The 22,053-nt window shown below is 37.3% G+C and carries 18 protein-coding genes; 8 read left to right on the top strand and 10 right to left on the bottom strand.

All coding sequences use genetic code 11. The features are described from left to right. Window positions 1-46: 46 nt before the first annotated feature. From purT to B6258_RS07160, 3 genes are all read right to left on the bottom strand, one after another. Complete coding sequence (gene purT / locus B6258_RS07170) at window positions 47-1,231, bottom strand: formate-dependent phosphoribosylglycinamide formyltransferase (RefSeq protein ID WP_099074678.1); 1,185 nt, start codon at window positions 1,229-1,231, stop codon at window positions 47-49. Window positions 1,232-1,356: 125 nt separating this feature from the next. Further along, window positions 1,357-2,268, bottom strand: coding sequence for an EamA family transporter RarD (gene rarD / locus B6258_RS07165; RefSeq protein ID WP_099074677.1), 912 nt, complete (start codon window positions 2,266-2,268; stop codon window positions 1,357-1,359). A 235-nt stretch (window positions 2,269-2,503) separates the two neighbouring features. Then, on the bottom strand, window positions 2,504-3,451 hold the full coding sequence (locus B6258_RS07160; RefSeq protein ID WP_099074676.1) for an aminoimidazole riboside kinase: 948 nt from the start codon (window positions 3,449-3,451) through the stop codon (window positions 2,504-2,506). 273 nt (window positions 3,452-3,724) lie between these two features. Here B6258_RS07160 and B6258_RS07155 point away from each other — a divergent pair, with 273 nt between their 5' ends. Further along, window positions 3,725-5,191 (top strand): glycoside hydrolase family 32 protein, encoded by a 1,467-nt coding sequence (locus tag B6258_RS07155; protein WP_099074675.1) that lies wholly within the window; start codon window positions 3,725-3,727, stop codon window positions 5,189-5,191. 29 nt (window positions 5,192-5,220) lie between these two features. Here B6258_RS07155 and B6258_RS07150 read toward each other — a convergent pair whose 3' ends face one another. Beyond that, window positions 5,221-6,216 (bottom strand): LacI family DNA-binding transcriptional regulator, encoded by a 996-nt coding sequence (locus B6258_RS07150; protein ID WP_099074674.1) that lies wholly within the window; start codon window positions 6,214-6,216, stop codon window positions 5,221-5,223. A gap of 467 nt (window positions 6,217-6,683) precedes the next feature. Between B6258_RS07150 and B6258_RS07145 the strand changes: the two genes are divergently transcribed. The 6 genes from B6258_RS07145 to allS all read left to right on the top strand — a co-directional run bounded on the left by B6258_RS07145 (window position 6,684) and on the right by allS (window position 13,008). Continuing rightward, complete coding sequence (locus B6258_RS07145) at window positions 6,684-7,319, top strand: response regulator transcription factor (RefSeq protein WP_099074673.1); 636 nt, start codon at window positions 6,684-6,686, stop codon at window positions 7,317-7,319. Window positions 7,320-8,264: 945 nt separating this feature from the next. Further along, window positions 8,265-8,927, top strand: a complete 663-nt coding sequence (locus tag B6258_RS07140; protein ID WP_099074672.1) for a CDP-alcohol phosphatidyltransferase family protein — start codon at window positions 8,265-8,267, stop codon at window positions 8,925-8,927. Between the two features lie 3 nt (window positions 8,928-8,930). Next, the gene (locus tag B6258_RS07135) at window positions 8,931-9,653 is read left to right on the top strand and encodes a lysophospholipid acyltransferase family protein (RefSeq protein WP_099074671.1); all 723 of its coding nucleotides are present in this window, start codon (window positions 8,931-8,933) and stop codon (window positions 9,651-9,653) included. Further along, window positions 9,640-10,575: a phosphatidate cytidylyltransferase gene (locus tag B6258_RS07130; protein WP_099074670.1), complete on the top strand. Its 936-nt coding sequence runs from the start codon at window positions 9,640-9,642 to the stop codon at window positions 10,573-10,575. The genes B6258_RS07135 and B6258_RS07130 overlap by 14 nt, the downstream gene beginning before the upstream one ends. A gap of 317 nt (window positions 10,576-10,892) precedes the next feature. After that, on the top strand, window positions 10,893-11,714 hold the full coding sequence (locus B6258_RS07125; RefSeq protein WP_099074669.1) for a CPBP family intramembrane glutamic endopeptidase: 822 nt from the start codon (window positions 10,893-10,895) through the stop codon (window positions 11,712-11,714). 379 nt (window positions 11,715-12,093) lie between these two features. Next, the gene (gene allS, locus B6258_RS07120) at window positions 12,094-13,008 is read left to right on the top strand and encodes an HTH-type transcriptional activator AllS (RefSeq protein WP_036934748.1); all 915 of its coding nucleotides are present in this window, start codon (window positions 12,094-12,096) and stop codon (window positions 13,006-13,008) included. Window positions 13,009-13,066: 58 nt separating this feature from the next. Here the strand turns inward: allS and B6258_RS07115 are convergent, their stop codons facing one another. Genes B6258_RS07115 through B6258_RS07095 form a run of 5 tightly spaced genes read right to left on the bottom strand, consistent with a single transcriptional unit; the run spans window position 13,067 to window position 19,106 of the window. After that, complete coding sequence (locus tag B6258_RS07115) at window positions 13,067-14,311, bottom strand: MFS transporter (RefSeq protein ID WP_099074668.1); 1,245 nt, start codon at window positions 14,309-14,311, stop codon at window positions 13,067-13,069. Between the two features lie 25 nt (window positions 14,312-14,336). Next, the gene (locus B6258_RS07110; RefSeq protein ID WP_099074667.1) at window positions 14,337-15,242 is read right to left on the bottom strand and encodes a carbamate kinase; all 906 of its coding nucleotides are present in this window, start codon (window positions 15,240-15,242) and stop codon (window positions 14,337-14,339) included. A 48-nt stretch (window positions 15,243-15,290) separates the two neighbouring features. Beyond that, entirely contained in the window at window positions 15,291-16,118 is an 828-nt protein-coding gene (locus B6258_RS07105) for an oxamate carbamoyltransferase subunit AllH family protein (RefSeq protein WP_099074666.1), read from the bottom strand. A 42-nt stretch (window positions 16,119-16,160) separates the two neighbouring features. Next, a complete protein-coding gene (locus B6258_RS07100) occupies window positions 16,161-17,426 on the bottom strand; it encodes a YlbE family protein (protein ID WP_099074665.1) in 1,266 nt (421 codons plus the stop codon). 12 nt (window positions 17,427-17,438) lie between these two features. Further along, on the bottom strand, window positions 17,439-19,106 hold the full coding sequence (locus tag B6258_RS07095; protein ID WP_099074664.1) for an acyl-CoA synthetase FdrA: 1,668 nt from the start codon (window positions 19,104-19,106) through the stop codon (window positions 17,439-17,441). 694 nt (window positions 19,107-19,800) lie between these two features. Here B6258_RS07095 and B6258_RS07090 point away from each other — a divergent pair. After that, window positions 19,801-20,673 carry a pirin family protein gene (locus B6258_RS07090; RefSeq protein ID WP_099074663.1) on the top strand — a complete coding sequence of 291 codons (873 nt, stop codon included), beginning with the start codon at window positions 19,801-19,803 and terminating at the stop codon, window positions 20,671-20,673. A gap of 75 nt (window positions 20,674-20,748) precedes the next feature. On the opposite strand, the gene B6258_RS07085 is transcribed toward B6258_RS07090, so the two are convergent. Continuing rightward, window positions 20,749-21,654, bottom strand: a complete 906-nt coding sequence (locus tag B6258_RS07085) for a LysR substrate-binding domain-containing protein (RefSeq protein WP_099074662.1) — start codon at window positions 21,652-21,654, stop codon at window positions 20,749-20,751. Between the last annotated feature and the right edge of the window lie 399 nt (window positions 21,655-22,053).

The raw sequence follows: 22,053 nt of genomic DNA, 5'->3' as shown, positions 1-22,053 counted from the left end.
ATATTCACTTAGCGGTAAAATAGGCTAACTTAAGTTACATTTCTAATTATTTAGCATCACTTACAACGATTGCTTTTGCGCCTGCTTTTGCTTCATCTAATGCATGTTTTATCGTATCAGCGTGAGTAAGTACAACACCTAAACGACGAGAGCCCGCAATTTCAGGCTTAGCGAAAAGGCGAATTTGACGATCCGCCTTCAACGCTTTTTCAATACCAGAATACACCATATTCGTACTATAAAGCGCCGGTAAAATCACCGCTGATGCACAAGGGCCTAATTGGCGAATTCCACCAATGGGATAGCCTAAAAAAGCACGAACATGAAGCGCAAACTCTGATAAGTCTTGAGAAATGAGTGTCACCAATCCTGTATCATGAGGACGCGGTGAGACTTCATTAAAGAATACCTCATCACCTTGAACAAACAGCTCAACACCAAATAAACCATAGCCCCCTAAGTTCTCAACCACTTTACTTGCAATATGCTGTGCTTTAGCAAGCGCGATGTCACTCATCTTTTGCGGTTGCCATGATTCACGGTAATCCCCTTTTTCTTGTCGATGACCAATAGGGGCACAAAAATGGGTACCATCAACAGCATGAATAGTCAGTAACGTGATCTCAAAATCAAACGGGATCATTTTTTCAACGATTACGCGTCCTTTTCCTGCTCTCCCGCCCTCTTGCGAGTAAGTCCAAGCTTGAGCTAAATCGTTTTCATTACGAATAACACTTTGCCCTTTTCCGGATGAACTCATGACAGGTTTTACAATACAAGGGAAGCCTATTGCGAGAGCCGCTTTTTTAAAACTCACTTCATCATCAACAAATTGATAGTTCGATGTAGGTAAATGCAGTGTTTCCGAGGCTAAACGACGAATGCCTTCTCTATCCATTGTCAGCTTTACAGCACGGGCACAAGGAACCACTTTTTGCCCCGCTTGTTCTAATTCAACCAGTAACGTTGTTGCAATAGCCTCAATTTCAGGAACGATAAAATCAGGCCGCTCTTGTTCAATAACTTGCTTTAATGCATTGCTATCAAGCATATTTACAACATAATGGCGATGAGCAACATGCATAGCAGGAGCATTGAGATAGCGATCAACGGCAATCACTTCAATGCCTAAGCGTTGACATTCTATCGCGACTTCTTTGCCTAATTCACCGGCACCTAATAACATCACTTTTGTTGCACTTGCTGTAAGAGCCGTACCCAGCACTGTCATTTTTTATCCTCACCATTAATAAAAACCGCAACCACGCAAACGATTGCCTTTCATATAGCATAACGGATTTAGCTTGATAGAAAAATAGCCAGACAAAAAAATAATCAGATAGAAAAATAAAACAATTACACCGTTTGGCTACGTTTTCCTTTTTGAATTTTTAGGTAATTAAGCCGTTTTCGGATAAGTGCTAAGATACAGCATAAAAGTCCTAACCAAATCAGCGAGAAACTCACGCCTTTTACTTCATCAAAAGCTTCATGGAATAAGAAAACAGCCAATAAAAATTGAATAGTAGGTTCAATATATTGCGCTAATCCGATGACAGTTAATGTGGTTCGTTTGACTGCTGCGGTAAAGAACAATAACGGCAATATAGTGACAGGTGCTGTTAAAATATAATAAAAACGAGTCAGATTATCGGCAGAAGGTAGCGCGCTTTTATCGGTAACAACCAACCAAATCGTCGCACCTATTGCTAATGGTATTAACCAAAGGGTTTCCATAAATAGAGAGGTGATCACATCAAAACGAATAAACTTACGGATCAAGCCATATACAGCAAATGCCCCCCCCATCATGATAGCAAGAACAGGTAATTCACCGTACATCCACAATTGATAGCCCACACCTGCACAAATTAAGGCGACAGCCCATTTTTCTGCTGAATTAAGCTTTTCTTTAAGAAATATGACGCCTAATAAAATTGAGAAAAGTGGATTAATAAAATACCCCAAGCTCGCTTCTAATACTTGTTGATGTGTTAATGCATAGGTAAATGTACACCAAGAAACAGCCATAGCCATTGAGCTAAATAGGCACATAAAAACAGAACGCTTATCTTGTAAAACAGCGCACCATCGTGTCCTATTTTTAATAAAGAGTCGTACTAGTAATAAAAGAGGGATAGACCAAATCAAACGTTGAGCCAACATTTCTAACGGTTGCGCTCCGGGTAACAGCCGATAAAACAGAGGGGTTATTCCCCAAAGAATATAAGAAAAAATGGCTAATACCGCGCCCGATTGAGCCCACATTTGATGTTCCATCAATAAAAGTTAATAAGATTTAATATCATACACTTAAAACAGATAGAACAATATGATCGGCATCGCTGATTGATTGATAAAAAAATACAATCGCTTCATCGAAAAAATAAAAAAATCTCCACAAATAACCACTCCGAGAAAAGTCGTTATAAATGGAGAATAGGAAAATACCATTAAGGGAAAACCGTGGTAAAAACCACAACCAGAAAAAATGGGTAAGTTGTTAGAAAATCTCCCTAACATGTAAAGGTGGTTGTTGCTGAACAAAATCACGTAATTTTTTACGACTTGGTGCCGCTGCTATCGCGCCTTTTTGGGTGGTAGCTAAAGCACCACAAGCAGCCGCTTGTGTCACTATTTTTGATAGATATTGTTCATCTTCCGCAAAACCATATTCAGCAAGCGCGGCTAGCAAACCTGACATAAAGGCATCACCAGCACCTGTTGTATCAATACATTCAACGATAAAGGCACTAAATGCGACTTGAGTATTGGCTGTTAAAACTAAACACCCTTTAGAGCCTTGAGTGATCACTTTTAAACGAGCGGGATAATCTTCCAATTTTTTAAGTGCATTATTCAATGTCACTTCTTGTGTCATCCACGTAAGCTCATCTTCTGATAATTTTAATATGTCAGCTTTACGCGCATAATTATCGATAACTTCGCGCATCTCCTCGTGATCACGCCACATTTGAGGACGTAAATTAATATCAAAACTCAGTAGTGAACCGCTTTCTTTAATATTTTTGATTGCACAATCTAAGGTCGAGCGACAAATGGGATTCACTAATGCTAAAGAGCAAAAATGCAAAATATCTTTTTCAAACGCAGGTAAAGATTTTTCTGTTAAAAATTGATCCGCAGACTCAGCAACTAAGAAAGTAAAATCACGCTCACCATTCTCTTGTAAAGAAACAAGAACAGTACTGGTACGGTGAAACTCATCAAATTCCATTGCGCGAGTATCAACACCCAGATCAAACAATGTTTTTTGCATAAAGTGGCCGAACGCATCTTCGCCTACACGTCCAATAAAACCACTTTGTTGACCAAGCTTAGCAACACCCGCAGCAACATTGACTGGCGCACCACCAGCACATGCTTCATATTGCATGTTTTGTAATGGGATCAAGTCAACAACAGCGTCACCTAAAGACCAGACTTTCATAATCTCTCCTGAAGATAAGCAATTATTTTTCTTAACTATATTCTGTTTTTATGACTATTCATAACGAATAAGTAAAGATATTGCTCGTAAATTCACACTGATAACGTTAACATAATAAGATAAGATGATAAAGTCAATCTCATACATTGTGTTTTTTTCACTCTAAATGTTATCGTTAACAACAAGAGTAATAGTGTGATTACGTCTGTTCTTTACCCTTTTTCTGATCTTAAAAACACACTAATAACTCTGAAATACAATAAGGATAATGATATGAAACACCGCTTAGAACAATCAACAAAAGCCTTAAATACTTTGATTGAAAAACGAGGCAATAAATTTTATCCCCAGTTTCATTTAGCAGCACCAGCGGGGTGGTTAAATGATCCTAATGGCCTTATTTATCATGATGGTTTATATCATGCCTTTTATCAGCACCATCCTTATTCTCAAGATTGGGGTCCAATGCATTGGGGACATGCCACAAGCACCGATATGATCCATTGGCAACACCAACCTATTGCATTAGCGCCAGGAGATGATTACGACAAAAGCGGTTGTTTCTCAGGATCAGCCATTAGCCATGAAGGCAAACTCTATCTTTTCTATACCGGACACAACTGGTTAGCAGCCGAAGGTGATGATAGCCAAATCTATGAAGCACAATGTGTTGCTATCAGTGAAGATGGTATTCATTTTGAGAAAAAAGGGATCGTTTTAGAACCACCTAAAGGTTATATGCATTTTCGTGATCCTAAAGTCTGGTATCAAGAAGGTAAATGGTGGATGGTTGTTGGTGCTCGTGATGAAAAAGATCAAGGACAAGTCCTACTTTTCTCTAGCGAAACCTTATTTGAGGAAGGTCAGCAGTGGAGTAACGATTACACTGTTTTAGGAAAAACGGATGATAAGAATGTCTATATGTGGGAATGCCCTGATTTCTTCCCTATTAGCCAAGAAAACGAATTTGCAATCGTCTTTTCACCACAAGGAAAACGAGCCGAAGGCTATCAATATCGCAACCTCTTTCAATCAGGTGCATTAATTGGCCAGTGGTCGCCAAATCACCCCTTTAAACCACAAGGACACTTTATTGAACTTGATAATGGCCATGACTATTATGCGCCACAATCATTTACGACACCTGATGGTCGTCGCGTTTCTATGGGATGGATGGATATGTGGAATTCGCCAATGCCTTCAAAATCTGAATTTTGGTCTGGCTGTTTTACACTCCCTCGTGAAATCACTTTTGATAAAGCCCAAAATCGCTTACGCATGATCCCTGTTAAAGAAGTCGAATCATTGCGCCAAGAAAAACAGACTATCCAGCCATTAACACTCAACAATCAATCTATTAAGCTAATAAATAATACTCCAGCTATCGAACTCGATTTAACATGGTCTTTAGACAGCCAAGCTGAGAAATTTGGCTTATGGCTAGGTGAAGGGCTTGAGCTCTTTGTTGATAATCAATCACATCGTTTAGTGCTTAACCGTCATTATCCTCAACACAATATAAGTGGAGCTCGAAGTATTCCATTACCTGAAGGTTGTGAATTGAATTTACGTATTTTTATTGATCGTTCATCAATTGAAATCTTTGTAAACAAAGGCGAATTTACCTTTAGCAGTCGATATTATGCTCAACAAGATACTCAAGCTTTACGCCTTTTTGCCATGAACGGTGATGCAACACTGATTAATGGCGAATATTGGCAGCTAAATAGTATTTGCTGATATTGAGAAGATAAGTAAGACGTGAGTCTTTAAATAGACTCACGTTCAACTAATTGACAAGGTACGTGTACGGTATTTCTATGGTTTCGCGCTTGAATGATATGCAACGTCGCTTCTTTGCCTAATTCATAATGAGGCAGTTGTACCGTTGTTAATGGTGGATAAAACAATTCTCCTGTACCAATCATATTGTCGTATCCCAAAACAGCCACTTGCTCTGGAATGCGTAACCCCATAGAAAGTAAAACTTGGTAAGCTAAAAACGCAATACGGTCATTACCACAAATGAGAATATCAAAGTCAGCTTTTTGATGAACACAATGCTTTTTCAATATTTCAATGACATCACGGTAGTGTTCATCTCCAAACATCATCGTATATTGTTGAAGATCTGCCAATGGTAAGCCAGCCTCTTGCCAAGCATCTTCAACAGCTTTACGACGAATAGGGCCGGCAACAGATTCTTCCGGTATATAAAAACACAAAGGACGGCGATATCCTTTTTCGATGATTTTTTTCATCGCAAAATATTGCCCATGATAATCATCAGGAATATAAGTTGGAAAAGCGTGCGTTTTATCCAAGCAGTTTGCTAACACCAAATTCTTATCAAGTAACTTTTCATGTACGGTGATTTCACGCAACCCCATCGTGGTATAAATAATACCATCTGGACGTTGAGCCAAAAGTTGCCAAATGGCATTTTCATAACAATCTTGTGCGGTCAAATTGACAACAAATGAACTCCAACCAAATTCTCTTGCGGTTTGTTCTATCGATAAAATCATTTCCACAGAAAATGGTGTCGTTGCGGTATCAATTGCCAGAACACCAATTGATGATACTTTTGTTCCTTGACCACGAATTTTTCGTGCAGAATAATCTGGAACATAGTTAAGTTGATCAATTGCATTTTGGACTTGTTTCAGTGTTTCTGGTTTTAATAACTCAGGGTTATTAATCGCTCTTGAGACTGTCATCAAAGAAACGGATGCAAGTCGAGCTACATCTTTCAGTGACGCCATAGCATTGGCTCGATTGGTTTATTAAAAAGGATCAATAGAAATAAAGCGCTATTTTACAAGAAGTAAAGTCAAAAAGCCACAAAGGGAATTATATTGTAACTAAATGCGACTATTAATTACTTCATAAAAAGGCACCTAAATATATTATTTTTTTACTTATTAAATGAGTTTAATATAGTTAAAATCACTTACGAGAAAAAACTTAGTTACAATTAATAATAGTTATCTTCTTCCTTCATTATAGAAATAAATTACTCTTATCTATAAAATACAAATATTGAAACAAAACAAAGTTCTGATATTTTATCTATAATATAATACAGAAGTATTAATCATTTTTAATTTGATATATTCTGAATATAGCTCCGTTGCGTGAATGTTACCCTACATAAAAAACTTATAAATTAGTCAAATTTCGTTACTCATTCACTTTTAGTGTAAGAGCAGAGTAAAACCAGGAGCAACATATGGAATCAATAATCCACTTAATCACTTTTGAAGATGACAGTACAAAAGTTCAACTTAAAGCTGTTCTTTCTTCTTTAGCGGCGAATGTGAAAACCTATTCAAATGAGCAGGCTTTCTTGAAATACTATTTTTCATCAACAAAAGGAGCTCATAAAGAGTGCATCATAATTAATACCAAAAGCAGTGCAGCACCATCAATTGCACTGATTAAAGAACTCAACAAATTGAGAAACATTATCCCTGTTATTATTATTTCTGGGGATAGTTCCATTGAGAGTTGTCGTAACGCATTTAAGTCAGGGGCTTTTGAATATTTAACACGCCCTCTAAATGTGAATGAACTTCTTAATATTGTCTCGGAATCTTTCCTACATTATGAAAGTGAAGTTGAGCAATTCCGAACATATATATCTTTAAAAGATAAATTTGGTAAATTATCTAATAGAGAAAAAGAGGTTATGGAGATGATCCTCGATGGAAATACGAGCAAAGAAGCGGCAGAAAAACTCTCGCTATCACCTCGTACAGTTGAAGTGCATCGTTCAAATATGTATACAAAATTGAAAATAAGATCACTGCCACAATTAGTTCAAGAGTATGATTTCTTTAAGAAATATGACTTAAGAGTCAGCTGATTTACCATGTGATTTCTATTTATCAATGGGTTGTATTATCTAGCGATATAACAATATGACCTATTTAATTTTCATTATATTTTATTAATGAGAGAAAGCTGTACTTCTAAAAATATTCTATTTTGGATGAATTACACCTAATATGGGAATAATTAATACGTTAGACACCATTCTACGATAGAAAGGGCGGCAACTTATTTTGATGCCACCCTTTCATTAGTGTTCGTTTAATTTCAATTTAAAACACTTGTATATATTATTTTCATAATCGCTATTATTAATAACTATTATGATTGTTTTTTATTAATAATAGCAATATAAGAATAGATGAAGCTCTTCATTTGACATAAATCATTTTTTACTTATTACAAAGATGAGCATTCTCATTTTTAATTTCTCATTTTCTTTATTCTTATTTCACGAAGAAAATTATTAATGATTAAAAAATAATAAAAAAGGAATTCCTGTCTCTTTTTTTTATGCCCATTTAAAGACTGTTTATGCGTTTTGATTTTCGATTTAAACAAAAAATCCCTTATAAGAAAATTCTAATCGAAGTGTTTTAATTGCTATTATTTAAACAGTAAAATAAGAAATAATAATAAGTATTTCCCTTTATACTCCCTTTCACTTAAGAAATTTATTCTCTTTATAGTTTAATTAATGTAATAGATCATTTATTATTTCTACTTAATAAGTATCAAATAAAGAGCATCATTAAATGATCGTGTAATGTAAGTATAATGCACTACATCCGAATAGGTATTAACACCTAGAAAAATAAATGATTATTGATGATTGATTTATAGTCTTAATAAGAACATAACAAAAAAGAATGAGTCCGAATAAGAAAAATATAAGATAAACTTATACGTTTATTCTTATTCTCACTTTGTCTAAATGCCCTTATGCTATACCCTCCTAACTCGCTTGTTACAAAGAAAAATGAATACTCAAGATAAAAACCGCCGTCCTATAAAAGCAAGGCAAACAAACTGGGCCACAAAGTGCAGTCGCTACTTACAACAAAAAGGGGCAACGCCTAACGGTATTTCCGTGTTTAGCGTCGTATTTGCATTATTTGCAGGCTTATCACTTTTCTGGGCTCTCTTCTACGCATCTGGGTTATTACGCTCAATGTTACTGATCTTTGGCGCTATGATGATCCAAGGTCGCCTCATTTGTAATTTATTAGATGGTATGGTTGCCGTTGAAGGAGGCATGAAAAGTCCTGTAGGCGCTGTTTATAATGAATTACCAGACAGGATTGCCGATACTTTAATTATTTTGGGTGTCGGTTATGGATTATCTTCTGATTTTTCTATGGCCATTACGTTGAGCTGGGTGGGCGCTTTTTTTTCGGTAATGACCGCTTATGTTCGCGTATTAGGAGGGGCTTGTGGATTAGATCAACAATTTACAGGCCCAATGGCAAAACAACACAGAATGGCGTTATTAACCTCTGTTGCTGTTATTACTGCCTTTATTCCTAGTCTTTGGGGTATATGGCTCTTTTTTATTTCATTATGGATTATTATTTTAGGTTCAACGCTGACCACAATTTTCAGAACCCGTCGAATTTTACGGGATTTAGCACAAGGTGTCTGATTAATGAAAAATGGAAAACTTGCTTTAGATGCAAAAGTGGTATCATCCGTCTTAGTTTCTACTTGTCGATTCTTAACAGGTATTCGCGCTAAACAAACCTCTCCTATTGCAAAAGATACGCCTTGTATTTATTACGCTAACCACTCTAGTCATCTTGATGGCTTAGTTATTTGGTCTTGTCTTGCGCCCAATATTCGCCCTTATGTTCATCCCGTTGCCGCTGAAGATTATTGGAATAAAAATCGCTTACGCCGTTATTTATCTCGTCGAATCTTTAGAGCTATTCTTATTCCTCGTCATGCTGCCAAAATGAATTTTCCACAAGAAGAAAATTCTTGCGAAGAGATCGTAGAGCAACCAGCTAATGACTCTGCATCATCTGCACCCAATAAAACCAATGCACTTGCTCTGATGCAAGAAATTTTAGACCAAGGGGATTCTTTAATTATTTTCCCTGAAGGTACTCGAGGTAACGGTGAATCTATTCAAGATTTTAAAGCCGGCCTTTGGCATCTCTCTCGTAAAAATCCGAATGTACAATTAGTCCCTATTTATCTGGAAAACTTAAATAGAGTCCTTCCTAAAGGTTCTCGCTTAGTTGTTCCTGTTATTTGCAGTGCAATTTTTGGTGCCCCTATTGGATCCACTCATGAAAATGAAAGTAAACAAGAGTTTCTGGTAAGAGCAAAAAGTGCGTTAGAGGGGTTACACAATGGAACGTATTAATAACGAAGTCCTCTGGATCTTTATCGGGCTCTTCTCTTTCTTGATTATCGCCAGCATTATTGGTGCTATTTTAGCGGCAATAAAAGGCCCTACTTCCACTATCTCGAATCTTAATTCAAGGATCAACGCGTGGTGGGTAATGTGTATTATTGCAGGTGTTGCAATAGGGATTGGGGCAATCGGATCTGTCGTCCTATTTTCCATTATCTCATGGCTTGCATTACGCGAACTGATTACCTTAACACCCACACATCGTGGCGACCATGAAGCGCTCTTCTGGTGTTTCTTCGTTATATTGCCAATCCAATACATTCTTGTCGGTGTGCAATGGTACAACTTAATGGCGGTATTTATTCCAGTTTATGCCTTCTTATTAATACCAACACGAATGGCACTTTCAGGTGACACTCGCCACTTCTTAGAACGTATGGCGAAAGTACAATGGAGCGTAATGATAGCAATTTATTGCCTAAGTTATGCACCAGCACTTTTAATGTTACCAATTGAAGGTTTCGAAGGTCGTAATATCAATTTACTGCTCTTTTTAATGATAGTGGTGCAAGTTTCTGACGTACTTCAATATGTATTTGGTAAATTATTTGGCAAACATCCTATCGTGCCTAAATTAAGTCCAAATAAAACAGTGGAAGGTTTTTTTGGTGGCATTATCTCCGCCAGCCTTATTGGCATGATGTTGTGGTGGGCAACGCCATTCTCATGGTGGGCAGCATTTTTACTCTCTTTAGTGATTACATTGGCGGGTTTTGCCGGTGGTTTATGTATGTCTGCAATCAAAAGGGACAGTGGTGTAAAAGATTTTGGCACGATGATCGAAGGTCATGGTGGCATGATGGATAGAATGGATTCCCTCTGTTTTGCAGCACCTATTTTCTTCCATGTTATTCGCTATTTTTACGTTTAATTTTACTTTGTTTAATCAAAAGTAAACTAGCCTAATGGACTAAAATGCCGATATTAAAACTATCGGCATTTTTATACTTCTTGTTTTTCTCATACTAATTTAATATCACGAATTTACTATCATTATATAAATTAAACATTTGTTTTAATTTTAGATTAAAAATCAATTTTAAGTGTTTTATATATAAATCAAATAATTAAATAAAAACATTACAAATAAAGAGGTCTGATTTCTCTATTTTTTTATTTATAGTGATAGCCTAGAAGAGCGCTATCTTTTACCCTAGCGCTCCTTTTCATTTTAGATCCTTTACAATTATGATCACTTGGCTACTTCTTGCTTTTTCTTTGTTATTTTTGGGTTTCAATCGCACTCTTGCATTTATTACACTGATATTTACAGCACTTAGTGCATTTATAACAGGTGTTATTACATGGCATACCTTGCCAGTTATTTTTAGTATTCTCTTACTCGCGTTCTTCTATTCTCGTTATAAAAAACAGCCTGTACTTAGCGCTATTATCATTCTCGCGCTTGTCATTATTGCCAGCGGGTTAACTTTTCACCTTATTCCTGGCTTTAACAATTTACGTTATCTTTCACATGCCATTGTAGGCATGAAAAGCGCCCCTTTTTCTTTTTATTTCAATGCCGATAAAGCATTATTACCTTTTATTTTTCTGATCTTTATTCCGACGCTTTTTGTCTGCGATCCATTAAAAGAAGCAACTAAATTACAGTGGGCAATGCTAATTATTGCCATTCCTGCATTGCTATTAATCGCCGTAAAACTAGGGGGATTAGCAATTGAATTGCATTTGCCATCGTGGTTACCTGCATTTATTCTTGCGAACCTCTTTTTTGTCTCACTTGCTGAAGAAGCATTATTTAGAGGTGTTATTCAGCAAACATTATCACGCTATCTTCCCCCTTATGTTGCGCTATTAATAGCAGCCACTATCTTTGGTTTAGCACATTTCTCAGGCGGATTACTGCTGATCATATTTGCTTCACTGGCGGGGATTATTTATGGATTAGCCTGGATGTGGAGTGGTCGACTTTGGGTTTCAACGCTATTTCACTTTGCACTTAATTTGACTCACCTGCTCTTTTTTACCTATCCATTTAAAATAGCGTGATCTCCATTTTTCATATCATAACGATGGCCTATTTTTTATCCTGATCGTCACTGCCTTTTACTGATATCTTAACGTCGTCAGTAAAAGGATGAGTGAAACGTGAAAGCAATCACACAAATAGAATACAGATATTCTTATTTGCGCCCATCACCCGATGACATTTTTTGTTAGTATGCTTTAACGCTTATCTATAAATAATCAAAACTTCATACGGCGAACAACAATAAGCCCCAAATAATAACATTCATTAACACGATAAGAAGTTGTCTTACTTTGCGGTATAGACCTCAGAAAAAATAGGTAAGCTTTACTCTGTTTGCTTTTTTAATTCAGCATTATCTGCTGATATTTTGCCTCTCTTATTACCAGGACAAAAGATATGTTAGACCAAGAAATGATCCGTACCTTTATACAGGTCGCCGATTGCCAAAGTTTTACCAAAGCAGCTGATGTACTTCATAAAACATCAGCGGCAATTAGTTACCGTATAAAAACATTAGAAGAAAATATCGGCACTCAACTTTTTAATCGCACCACAAGAACCGTTACACTCACGCCGGCAGGCGAATATCTATTAGAAAAATGCCGGCAATGGATTGTATGGTTAGAGTCAATGCCTGTGGAACTTCAGCAAATGAACGCTGGTGTCGAACATCAAGTCAACATTGTGATTAATAATCTTCTCTATGATCGCACTGCAGTTGCCAGTATGTTGGCTTGTCTTCATCAACGCTTTCCTTCTACTCAATTTCATATTACCCGCCAAGTTTATATGGGAGTTTGGGATGCGTTGATTAACGAAGATTATCATTTCGCTATCGGCGTTACGGGTAATGAATCCCTTAAGAATAATATTAACATTTGTGCGATGGGCGAAATTCAATGGCAATTTGTTGTCGCCCCTAATCATCCTTTAGCCAATATCAGTGGTGTATTAAGTGATGATCAAATGCGTATGTATTCTGCTGTAAACGTCGAGGATACATCTCGCCATCTTTCTAAACGTACAGCATGGCGCTTATCGGGCCAACATGAGATCCGTGTGCCTGATTTACACACCAAATTAGCCTGTCATTTAAAAGGCGTGGGAATAGGATTTTTACCATTAAGTTTATGCAAACCACTTATTGATAGTGGACAGTTAATTGCGAAAGAAGTGAAAAATCGTCGTCATAACTCGCCTCTTTCACTAGCATGGTGTGAAGATAAAAAGGGTGCAGTAGTCAGTTATTTAGTGGAGTTGTTTAAGCAAAATCATCCGAGCGTGCAATCGTTTTACGATCCTTTAAATTAAAAGGGCAAACCGAAGTTTGCCCTTTTACTATGTATTCAGTGACTATCTGAATAGCGTACTACACTTTTGCTTCTTCATTATTGTTGTTGCTTTCTTTAATAAAGAGGCTTGCCACAATACCGATACAAATCAGAATAGCGGCAAAGTAGAAACCTGAGTCCATGCTACCTGTTTTATCTGATAGGAAACCGGTTAATGTTGGTGCAAAAACAGAACCCAGCATACCGATACAGTTATAAACACCAAATGATGTACCTAGTGCATGTCGCGGTGAGTTATCAGCAACCACGGCAACAAGTACTGGGTTTGTACTGATTTTACCGACAATACCGTAAAGGATCAGAGCACCAATTAACACAGGCATTGATTCTGACATTGGCACAGCAAGAATAGCGACTAATGACAGCGGTAACATGATCAGTAATACAGGTTTACGGCGACCAATTTTATCTGAAACCCAGCTAAAAATAAGTGAACCTGGAATAGCAAACCATGGCATTAATGATGCGATAGTTGAAATTTGTGTCCCAGTAATTCCACGCTCAGTTTCTAAGTAGTACGGTAACCAAGTAACTAATACAAAGAAGCCATAGATTGAACAGAAGATGGTGATATACGCCAGGTTAATATTGCGATTACCAAATAAATCTTTAAATGTCAGTTTCACTTTCTGTTTTGGTGCGCCATTTTCTGTCGCAGGTTGTGCTTTTGGCTTATCTTTGATGATCCATAACATAACCAAACCAATAATAATAATTGGCACACCAATGATATAGAACGGAGCTCGCCAGCTCATTCCCATCTCACCAACAGAAATACTCGAGATGTAGTAACCAATAGACAAACCAAATGCCATACCACTATTGATAATCGCACTACCTAATGTAATACGATGTTTTGGTATCGCTTCTGAAGATAGACCATACTGAGGGCCGTAATAGAAACCTTGGAATATCCCCACCATGACCCATGCAAACATAAAGGTCACGTAAGTTGGCATCATACCTGCAATAATGGTGAATCCACCAAAGAGAACAACCCCTGTTACTAATACTTTTTTCTTACCTAAATAGTCACCAATCATGCCTGATGGAATATTTAGTGCAGTATATCCGATAAAGAAAATACTCATGATGGAGCCAAGTTGAGCTTTAGACAGATCAAACTCAGCACCAATATTTACCATTAAAGGACCAACAATAGCACGGCTACCATACAGCGCAATCCAACCAAAGAAGAAGATAATGGTCAGTTTGACCCAATAAGGGACTTTGCCTTTCTCATTCACTTGTGCATCGTTCATAATGACGCTCCTGAAAGCATTTTTATTAAGACTGATAAATTAAAGTGCCAGACTGACCTTCAATAACTTGTTGAATGTTTTGTAATGCACCAATATGAGCTTGTTGCCCTGTTGCATTCACAAAATCACTCACTGCCATAATTTTTGGTCCCATTGCGCCATCAGCGACAGCCATTGGTGCAAGTTCTTCTGGTGTTGCTTCACGAATTGCAGCTTGTTCTGGTGTACCCCAATTTTTATAAATAGCATCTGCCTCTGTTAAAATAACAAAGTGCTCTGCATTTAATTCACGAGAAATTAAAGCCGCAGTTAAATCTTTATCAATAACAGCTTCACTACCCATAAATTCATTATTTGAATTGTTGACTGGAATACCACCACCGCCACCACAAATAACAATATGACCTTTATCTAATAAAAATCTTACCGCTTCGATATCAATAATCTTTTTCGGTGTTGGTGATGGCACAACACGACGATAATATTTACCGTCTTTTTTAAATGTCCATTGATACTTCACAATTAATTCTTCTTTATCAGCTTCATCATAAATAGGACCGATAAATTTACTTGGTTCGCTAAATGCTTCATCATTAATATCAACAGAAACTCGAGTCATTACTGTTGTAATAGCTTGTTCAGGATGATTTTGATTAATTTTCTGCATCATCATATAACCAATCATACCTTGGCTTTCAGCGACTAAGATATCTAACGGATATGCAGGAACATCTTGATACGCAAGGTTTTGTAGTGCAAGCAATCCAACTTGAGGCCCATTGCCGTGTACTAATACAACACGGTACTCTTTAGCTAATTTATTAATTGTTTCTGACATCAATTCAATATTTTTATATTGATTTTCAGCAGACAAAATCTCTCCGCGTTGCAATAATGCATTTCCGCCTAAAGCAATAACAATTGTTTTCATAATTATCCGTATCCGAATGTTTATATAAATTCTTTTATTAAAAAAACTTTAATCAATATGCTGTTGTTGTTTTTTAGCTTGGTAACCAATCCATAATCCCAGTAATGTATCTGCGCCGGAATGATGACCAATAGAGAGTATTTCCAACATATCTTTAAAAATAATCTCTTTATTTTTTATTTTTTTACCTAGGTGAATGAGATAGGTAGAAAATATTCCCTGTGTGGCATATTCCAAATAATGCTTACTAACAATGGTGGTCAATTCAGATAAAGGCGGTGTGTTATTAAAAAAATTATTAAGTTTATTTTCTGGCTCTGCTAAATAATGTGCAAATAACATACCTACCAGCATATCATCTGAACTTGGCGTTAATCCGGGACCTTTCCCTGTAAAAATAGCCCAGTTAACGGCATTGCCTAATAACTGATTATGAAACAGCTTAGTTAATAACTTAATTTCACTACGTTGCGCAATTTGACGGTAATTTTTCAATGAACCGTATAATCCCGTTGCAATCGCGGGTGATAACAGAGAAAAAAAACTTTCTAACCAACGCAAATCTAAATTCGCTTTATCTTGTAAGCGTAAATTCTCACTTGGACCTGCGATCAATGTGAGCTTATTTGTGAGTGTCGCTTGATGATTTTTAAGATCCATCACAACTGAGGGATGGCACTGTTTTGCAAAATAATCAAAATCATCTTGTTTCAGTAACCATCCCATCGGGCTTAATCCTCTTCCTTCACGATGAAAAGTCATTAAGCGTTGTTGAGGGCAAATGAAATTCAAAGCATGGTCATAAATGCCCACACATTTAATCTCACCTTCAAAGTCAGTGATATGCTGGCTGGTTTGAAGTGCTTGAATTTGCATAATGCCCCCTTTATTGCTGTACTTTGTCGTTAAAAAACGAGATTAAGCGTCGATACCTAGCTCTTCAGCAAGTGCAACAATCGCTTTTTCAAAGCAACCTAAAGGTGCGCGTACAGTACCAGCACCAATCTGACCAACCCCCGGCTCTTTATGTGCAATCCCCGTGTTAATCAGTGGCGTGATCCCAGTTTCAACAACGCGACGAGCATCTAAGCCTAAACATGCACCTTGGAAATCCCAAGTTGGAATTTGCAACATCATATTATGAGCAAGATAGATCTCAGCCATTTCTTCAGTCACTTCACGCGCCGCATCCATCCCGCCAGATGCACCTACAAAGCGTGTTACACCCGGTGCTGCAACCATTGCTGCGCCACCAATACCAAAGGTTTCAGTGATTGCACTGTCACCGATATCTGGGTTTGCATCTGCTTGGCTAAAGCCAGAGAAGAACAGACCTTGCGGTGTATTTACTGGAGCGGTAAACCATTGGTCGCCCATTCCGCTAATTTTGATACCAAAGTTGCTACCATTGCGTGTCATCACAGTGACGATCGTACCTTGCTTGATTTGAGCCCCCGCATCCATCGCTGCTTTACAGTAAGCCATTGCTAAATTCAGGAAGAATTGGTCTGTAATGCTCAAGAATTTAGTCACTTTTGTGATTTCAGCTTCTTCAAAATCTAAAGTGCCTAGTACTGGTGCAAGCTGACGCAGTAACAGTGCAGATGCAGCGATGTTACGTTGATGGAATTCATCACCCATCGTAATGGCTTGCCCCATAATTGCCGTCAGATCGATGCCGTTTTCAAACGTTGCAATTGCTGCTTTTAATACTGGTGCTAAGCTATTTTGCATCCAATGCAAACGCTCTTGCACATCTGGGCCGTAAGCACCAAAACGCATCACTTTGCCGATACCTTCGTTCATGTTGCAGTAAGCGTAGTTGCCATGAATATGGTTTTTAATAACCAGCATTGGCATATGAGCAGAAGTAATCCCGCCCATTGGGCCTACTGCATTCACGTTATGGCAAGGAATAAACTCAATTTCATCCGCTTCTAACATTGCTAATGCTTGTTCTTCAGTTTCTGCCCAGCCTTCAAATAAAGAAGCACCGATACATGCACCACGAACAGGACCACTCATTTCACCCCAAGTTACTGGTGGACCTGCGTGAAGTAATTTTTTACCTGTCTCTAAAGCAGGCACAACTTCTTTTGCTAAGCTAACATCACACCAGTGAGGACGGGCTTCACGGATACGTTCGATAACTGCTTCATTCGCTTGTTCGATAGTTGAGTACATATCTGCAATTCCTTATTTCAATTTCTTTAATATTTCAGCCAGTTTTTTATTGCCACCTGCGACAGGTGCCCACTGATAATGAACAACAGGAGTGCCACTTGATTGCAGATCGTCTGCAAAGCTACGTAATCCTGCGTTGATCACAGAGATCCCGTTAAGTAGTGGCGATACTTCAGCATGTACTTCTGCTGGATGTGGCTGGATTAATTCTTTTGCTAATAAAACGGCTTCTGGCAACGTATCCATTACAATAATGCCCGCTTCTTTTAGCTGTTTTTGCTGTTCGCTGCGGTTTTGTGGATCGTCTTCAGTACCCGTGATAGTTGCGATAGTGATCAGTGGATTTGCTTCGCCACGTTTCTCATTCAGTTTTTTGATTTCCTGAATTAACGCGCCAGCTGGATCTTGAGTTGCGCCATAACCAATAACAAAATCAACCAGTAACACGCCAGCTTCTGTTTTATTGCTTAGCTCACTGATAAATTTGTTACGTGTAGATGGGTCAATCATTGGGTGTGGTTTACCCTGTGTATAGAAGTCATCACCCATATCGATAATTTTGTGACCATCAGCATCTAGCATCGTGCCTTGTTTATGTTCGTTATCAACGTCAACATTGAGTTTCTCAGATAACAACATGGCGCACTCAGCCGCTAATGTACCACCAGCATAAAGACCAATGATTTTCTTACCTGCTACTTTTGGTAATTCCGCAGCAATATCTTCAACACGCGCTAATTCAGCCGCAATACGTGCGGTTTCATCTAAAGTACGAGTGAAATAGATGTTGTCGTCTTGGAATTTCTCAGGTGTTGTTCCTAAGAACTGAGCCACAATCGGTTTGTTATGGCGTTTCATTTCCGTAATAATTTTTTGACGAACAGCGGGTGCTGGTGGCTTAGAAACAAAGGCAATAACACGAGTATTAGGATCAGCTGCCAGCATGTTGATAGCAGTGATTGCACTGATACCACCAATTTGCTCTGTTAAGTCACGACCACCTAAACCAATTGCGTGAGAAATACCTTGGCGCTGTAAAACGATTTGAGAGGTAATTTCTTGAATACCTGTTCCTGATGCGCCAACAATACCAATTGAACCTTTCGGTGCAATGTTAGCGAAAGCAAGAGGAGCACCTGCAATATTTGCTGTACCGCAGTCAGGCCCCATAACAATCAGACCTTTTGCTGCTGCTTTTTCTTTTAATGCTTTTTCATCTGCGATAGAAACGTTGTCAGAGAACAGCATAACGTTACAGCCATCTTCTAAACCGATATCTGCCAACTCAGCAGCATATTCACCGGCAATAGAGATAAGTAGCATATTGGCATTAGTACTTTTTTGTTTAGCGGTACGCCAGCTACGTACTGTCGTTAATTTGTTACCGCCTTTTTGACCGCTTGCAATTTCTGCAAGTGCTTCTTCTAATGCCGTAGAAATCATGTCGATAATGGCTGGATCATCTGATTCTGCTTTAATCGAAACACAAATGTCATTCGGTGTTGCTTCATTAAACATGTCATGCCAGAAACCGGTGACATCGAGAAGAGATTTATTCGCTGGTGTTCCCATCATGACGGAAATTTCTTCCACCTCTGGGGCTTCACTTAATTTTCGGGAAATAATCATCAGGCTTACTGAATCCTGAAAGCTCCCTTTTTTAATAAAAGCATGGATCATTATGATATCCTTAACGCATTTAATATATGTAACAGCACATATCTATTTGCATTTCGTTTTTTTGATAATAAGAAGCCTATTTGCTTAAGTTATTAAGCAATATAAATAAATGTTTGATTTATTAATTTCTAATCTCTGCGTATAAACATACTGAAGAAATATCAAAATGTAGAGTGACAGAAGTCACACTTATTTATTGTAAAAAATTTTTATTTAATCGAACGATATTTATTAAATAAATTATGATGAGGAAAGTTTATTAATTTAGGAATGAAATGACGAATTAAAAAGAGATATCCAACAAACATGAAACAATACAAAAATCCATAAAAACCAAACAAAACAACAACAAATAAGATACTAGTAACATTTTTATAACATACAATAATGAAGCAATATTATCAAGAAATAAAAATAAAGACATTTCCTTAGCGAAATATTTAAATTAGCCTTTAACTTAAATTATATTAAATTATCTACAACACCAAAAACCTTATATTTAATAACACTATTTAAGTGAGGAAATAATTTAAATCTCAGTAGTGCTGATTATAATCAATGTCATTCTAAAAATAGAAAATGGAAACATTTTGTCATTGTTCTATTTTCAGAATAATGAAATCTATTTTTAGCACTACATAAATATATTAGTCGCTCTAAAATAGAACCTATAGACATTTTATAGGAACATTTTATGAAAAAGATCATCGGTATTTATAAAGCGCCTCGTCAACATTGGGTTGGTGATGGCTTTCATGTTCGCTCACTCTTTAGCTATGGTAATCATGGTAAATATTTAAACCCATTTTTACTTTTAGATAGAGCTGGCCCTACTGATTTTCCCGCATCACAGGGACATAATCGTGGTGTCGGCGAACACCCTCACCGCGGATTTGAAACGGTCACTATCGTTTATAAAGGTGAAGTTGCACACCATGATTCTACCGGAGAAGGTGGCGTAATCGGCCCTGGTGATGTGCAGTGGATGACAGCTGCGTCAGGTATTTTACATCAAGAATATCATTCTGATGCATTTACCAAAAAAGGCGGTGTGTTAGATATGGTGCAGTTGTGGGTTAATCTTCCCCCTGAGGCTAAATCAGCACCTGCTGGCTATCAGTTACTAAAAGAAAGCGCGATCCCTGTACTTCCTTTGGCAGATAACGCTGGTCAACTGCGCGTTATTGCTGGGGATTATCACAATAAACATGGCGCAGCAAAAACCTTTTCGCCTGTAGATGTGTGGGATCTCCAATTAAAAAGTACAAAATCAGTGACGCTACCGACCAAGAAAGATCGCTATGTTGGCTTATTGGTTTTACACGGTAGTGTTTATCTTGATAATCAAACCCAATTGCAAACAGGTGATTTGGTTATTTTAGATAATGAAGGTGGCACTGTTAATCTTGAAGCGATTGAAGATGCGATCATCTTATATCTCAGTGGTGAACCTATTAACGAGCCTGTTATCGGTTATGGCCCTTTTGTGATGAATAGCGAAGCGCAAATCAAACAAGCCATTGATGATTTTAACCAAGGTAAATTTGGTCGTATTCCTAACGAGTAACCTTTTTAAATACAACATAAAGCAATAAACGTTCAAACGGCTCCCTTTAATATTCGGAGCCGTTTTTATATTGTTCTACTCTTTCAATGGCGACATATTATCAGCAAGGTATTCCAACAACACCTGAATAGCAGGTAATAACCCTTTTCTTGACGGATAAACTGCATGAATAACATCTTTAGGAAAACGCCAATTTGGCAAGACTTCAATTAAAGAGCCATCTTGTAATTTTTGTTCAACCACACTCAGTGGTAATCGCGATATTCCTAATCCTTTTAACGTCGCTTTATAAAGCGTAATAACATCGGTTGTCGCTAATTTCGGCGTTACATGTTGCGTGGAAACCGTACCATTTTCATGAGTCAACGTAACTGTGTATTGTTGTGAGTGTTCGCTATTTGCCAAAATAGGATAATCAGCAAGTTGTTCTGGTGAGCCTAGGATCTCTTTTCCTTCAAATAACAGGGGGCTCGCGACTAGAACACGCCGAGAATAACCTAGAATTTTCATTGTTAAACCTGAATCATCTAGCGGTAATGCTCTTACTCGTAAAGCTAAGTCAAGGCCTTCACTAATTACATCAACAGGTCGATTAATGGCTAATATCTGAATATTAATATCTGGATATTTTTCCATAAAATCGACCAAAATATCTTGAATATAAATTTGTAATAATGCAACAGGGCACGAGAGTTTAATGGTTCCATGTGGATGCCCTTGTGCTGAACAAATAACTTCTTCCGCAATTTCAGCTTCTGCAACCACATTTTTACACTGTTGATAAAATGTCTGTCCGATTTTAGTGACATGAAATTGACGTGTAGAGCGATAAATCAAAGAGACATTGAGTTTCTGTTCTAAATCAGCGATACGACGGCTTAGTTTAGATTTGGGTATACCTAATATTTCTGCCGCTTGTGAAAAACCGCCAAACTCAACGACTTTCACAAAATAGTAGAGATCATTTAAATCGTACTTCATTGCGTATCACCTATTAGGTTATTTTCAATATTTAGCTGAATTGTTTCAGGTACCGATATTATGGCGAGAATAATTGTAAATATTATTTACCATTATTCAGTTATTGTTAATAACATTATAATCACATAGGTTTATAAAATAAAGGTGACCGAAAATAATAACATATTCCGTTATAATCTTATTAATTTAATATTATAAATGTGATACGAGATAAAATCTCATATCATAATTATATTTTATTTCCACCTATCATTGAATTTAGTTTTTATTATTAAAGTTTAGTTATAATAAAAACAATAACAAAAACAACAATAAAAACATAAAGATAAATAATCACCCTATATTTCAATAACATTAAGTTACATAAAATCTCTTATTTTAAAATTGAGTTAATAAATA

Origin of the sequence: Proteus alimentorum (genome assembly GCF_002607735.1) — a bacterium.
Lineage (GTDB): Bacteria > Pseudomonadota > Gammaproteobacteria > Enterobacterales > Enterobacteriaceae > Proteus > Proteus alimentorum.
This window is presented reverse-complemented; position numbering and strand designations above follow the sequence as displayed.